The organism is Undibacterium sp. RTI2.2 (assembly GCF_035018705.1).
In the GTDB taxonomy this organism is placed as follows: Bacteria; Pseudomonadota; Gammaproteobacteria; order Burkholderiales; family Burkholderiaceae_D; genus Undibacterium.
Map to the genome: position 1 here is coordinate 1 of NZ_JASJXN010000088.1, position 3,888 is coordinate 3,888.

At 46.6% G+C, this 3,888-nt stretch carries 2 protein-coding genes; both read left to right on the forward strand.

Annotated features, from left to right (window positions below; genetic code table 11):
• Positions 1-1,158 (forward strand): efflux RND transporter periplasmic adaptor subunit (locus QN395_RS20955; protein ID WP_323492985.1); only part of this gene is annotated, 1,158 nt, incomplete at its 5' end.
• On the forward strand, positions 1,148-3,888 hold a 2,741-nt coding region (locus tag QN395_RS20960; RefSeq protein WP_323492986.1), incomplete at its 3' end, for a CusA/CzcA family heavy metal efflux RND transporter. The genes QN395_RS20955 and QN395_RS20960, both read left to right, overlap by 11 nt.

Sequence of the window (3,888 nt, forward strand, 5' to 3'; positions counted from 1 at the left end):
GGTTTTGGTATTGTAGTAACCGTCATCGTAGTTTGTGCCACCAGCTATATCATTACCTCCGTTGAAGCAACAGAGAAAAAAACTGATTCGCCAGCTACTTTATCAGCTGGATCGAAGTCAGATGTAAAGCCCGATGCAGGGAAAATTAGTTATCCCCACAATGCACCTCAACTGTCTTCGGTCAAAGTTGCTGCCGTCAGTGAAGTTAGTGTTCCAATCGCGGAGGCGATGAATGGCAAAATAGCCTACGACGAAAACGTCACCGCACGAGTAAGTTCACCAGTTCTTGGACGCGTATTGTCATCGCATGTTGAAGCCGGTGACAAAGTAGCAAAGAACCAATCGCTGGCTGAACTAGACTCGCCAGATTTAGCCACTGCAGATGCCGACTGGGCCAAAGCAAAAGCGGATGAACAACGCAAAAAACTTGCCTTTGACCGGGCAAAAAATCTGTTCGAGCATGAAGTCATTGCGCGCAAAGACTATGAATCTGCTGAAGCCGATTTTTTACAGGCAGTAGCAGAAACTAAACGTAGCAGCCTGCATATGCGCAACCTGAACGCAGTTGGCAATGAAAATGGTAAGTTCTCATTAAAAGCACCCATCGCCGGCTTAGTTGCAGATAAACAAATCAATCCCGGCATGGAGGTGCGTCCGGATGCACCAAATCCATTATTCGTTATTAGCGATTTAAGCAAACTTTGGGTATTGATTGATGCACCCGAACGTTACATCGACAGTATTCATCCAGGCCAAAAAATAGCAATGTCATTTGATGCCTATCCAGATCAATTATTCGATGCCAAAGTAGATCGGGTCGGTTTAGCGCTGGACCCGAACACCAGACGCATACAAGTGCGCGGCGTTTTAACTAATCCCGATCAAAAACTACGTCCTGAGATGTTCGCCCGAATTTCTTTCCTCAGTGACAGCGACAAAAAAGCCATCAAGGTACCTAATACAAGCCTGATCGCGGAGGGGCTTTATAGCTATGTCTTTGTTGAGAAAAAAGAAGGTGAATTCCAAAAACAGCGTGTCAACGTTGTTCGTCGTGGCCAGAACAATAGCTATGTCGATAGCGGCTTAAATGCTGGTCAACGGATAGTCACTGAAGGCAGCTTGTTACTCAATGCTGAGGTGGCTTCTCATGCTCAATAAGTTTGTTGATTTTGTTCTGACTCAGCGCGTATTTGTATTAGTACTGACAGTAGCGCTAGTTGTATTTGGCTATCGCGCACTAGGCATCTTACCGATTGAAGCCTTCCCCGATGTGCAGGATGTACAGGTACAAATTGTCACTCAATTCCCGGGACAAGCGGCGGAGGAAGTTGAGCGAGCCATCACCTTACCGATAGAGCGCGAGATGAGTGGTGTTCCAGGCCAGACTCAAGTGCGCTCGGTATCTATTACCGGTCTGTCGGTTGTTACCATTACCTTTAATGACGGTACGGACGACTACTTTGCGCGCCAGCAAGTACTGGAAAAATTACAAGGCGTCACACTGCCGAATGGCATTCAGTCCAGCATTGCACCGTTAACGACTTCGGTTGGTGAAATCTATCGTTATGTGATTGACGCACCGACAGGCATGTCAGAAAACGACATCCGCACTTTACAAGATTGGGTCGTCAGGCCTGAATTGAGAATCGTCTCAGGTGTTGCAGATGTCGTCAGTTTTGGTGGCACGGTAAAAGAATACCAAGTCCAAGTAGATCCTAATGCCTTACGACGTTATGGCATCACCCTAGATCAAGTCAATCAAGCACTGGCAAATAATAATGTTAACGTTGGTGGCGGCGCTGTTCGCCGTGGTGACGAAACGTTGATCGTCCGCGGAGTCGGCTTATTCAACAATAAAGAAGATATTGGTCGCGTCATTGTCAATGCAAAAAACGGCAAGACAGTATTACTCTCGGATGTAGCCGATGTAGAAATTGGTAGCCGCCCGCGCTCTGGCAATATCTCTTATAACCAAGGTGACAGCTATGTTCTTGGCATCGTACAAATGGTCAAAGGCGGTAACGCGGCCAAGATCATTACTGAGCTGAAGAAAAAAATTGAAGTCGTCAATACCAAGTTGCCAAAAGGTGTACGTCTGCATCAGATCTATGATCGTACCGAGTTACTCAACCATACGGTCAAAACAGTATTTGAAAACTTAGTCGTCGGTGCGGTATTAGTGATGACGATATTGATCCTGTTTTTACGCAATTGGCGCGCTGCGTTAATCGTGGTAACGGTGATACCGCTATCCCTACTATGCGCATTTATCATGCTCGATCTAAAAGGCATTCCTGCCAACCTGATTTCTTTGGGGGCAGTAGACTTTGGGATCATCATCGATAGCGCGGTCGTGCTAGTCGAAGCATTAATGGTGCGGCTAGCCTTGAAACACCATGATTTAGAACATCAGAGTAATCTCTTCCTCTGGCGCAAACAGGTGCTGAAACAAACCGTGGTTGAAATGGGGCACCCTATTCTGTTTGCCAAAGCCATCATCATTCTGGCGTTTATTCCAATTTTTACTTTCCAGCGGGTTGAGGGAAAAATCTTCTCACCTGTCGCCTTAACGTTAAGCTTTGCGATGTTGGGTGCCTTGATTTTAACCATGACCCTGATCCCGACCTTACTGGCGCTGACGATGAAGCGTCATAGTCTGGCAGAAAAGCATAGCAACTGGATGCAAGCCGTACAGGACTGGTACCGTAAGCTACTCTATAAAACAGATGGAAAAAAACGCACAGTCATGATCGTATCTTGCATCGTACTTGCGATTACTTTGTTACTGGCGCCCCGGCTTGGTAGTGAATTTTTGCCTAAGCTGGATGAAGGAAATATCTGGTTGACCGTCAGCTTACCGCCCTCCACTGCACTAGAGAAAACGCGTGAAGTAGAGCGTCAGGTCAGAGCTATTTTGCTGAGTTATCCCGAAGTCAGCACCGTGGTATCCCAAGTCGGCCGCCCAGATGATGGCACTGATCCGAAAGGTCCTAACAGTATGGAAATACTGGTTGATCTAAAACCACATGATCAATGGAAGTTCGCCGATAAAGAAAGTCTGATCGAAAGCATGACCGCCAAGATCGGGACACTACCAGGCGTGCCGACTAATTTTTCCCAAGTGATACAAGATAATGTGGAAGAAGCTCTATCGGGCGTCAAAGGTGAAATCGCGGTCAAAATTTTTGGTCCAGACTTGGATATCCTGACTCAAAAGAGTGAACAGATTTCTGGAATACTCAAAGGCATTCGAGGCGCAAGTGATGTGGACGCAATCAAAAGCGGTGGTCAAACACAACTCAATATTGTGATTGACAGAGAAAAAATTGCACGCTTAGGTATCAACGTATCGGATGTAAATAATACGATACAGACCGCCTTAGCGGACACACCCGTCAGCACGTTTTATGAAGATGACAAACGCTTTGACATCACCATCCGATTAAAAGCTGCCTACAGAGAATCGATAGATGGCATTGGCAGTCTGCAGATCAACTTACCTAACGGCGCAGGTACTATTGATCTAGCTGATCTGGCACACATTGAGGTGCGCCAGGGAGCGGCACGTATCAGTCGCGAAGCCGGTGGCCGCAATGCCTCGGTCAAAGCGAATTTATTAGGACGGGATCAAGGCAGTTTTGTAGCAGAAGCGCAGCAAAAAGTTGCTGAACAAGTGAATTTACCGACCGGTTATTACATCGTCTGGGGTGGTCAGTTTGAGAACCAGCAACGTGCAGTCAAGCGCTTAGAAATCATTGTACCAATAACGATTTTCCTAATCTTTGCATTACTGTTCTGGGCCTTTCGCTCAATCCGTATGGCAATGCTTATCTTGATGATGGTACCTTTTACGATGATAGGCGGAATCGCTGGTTTAGCACTGGCGGG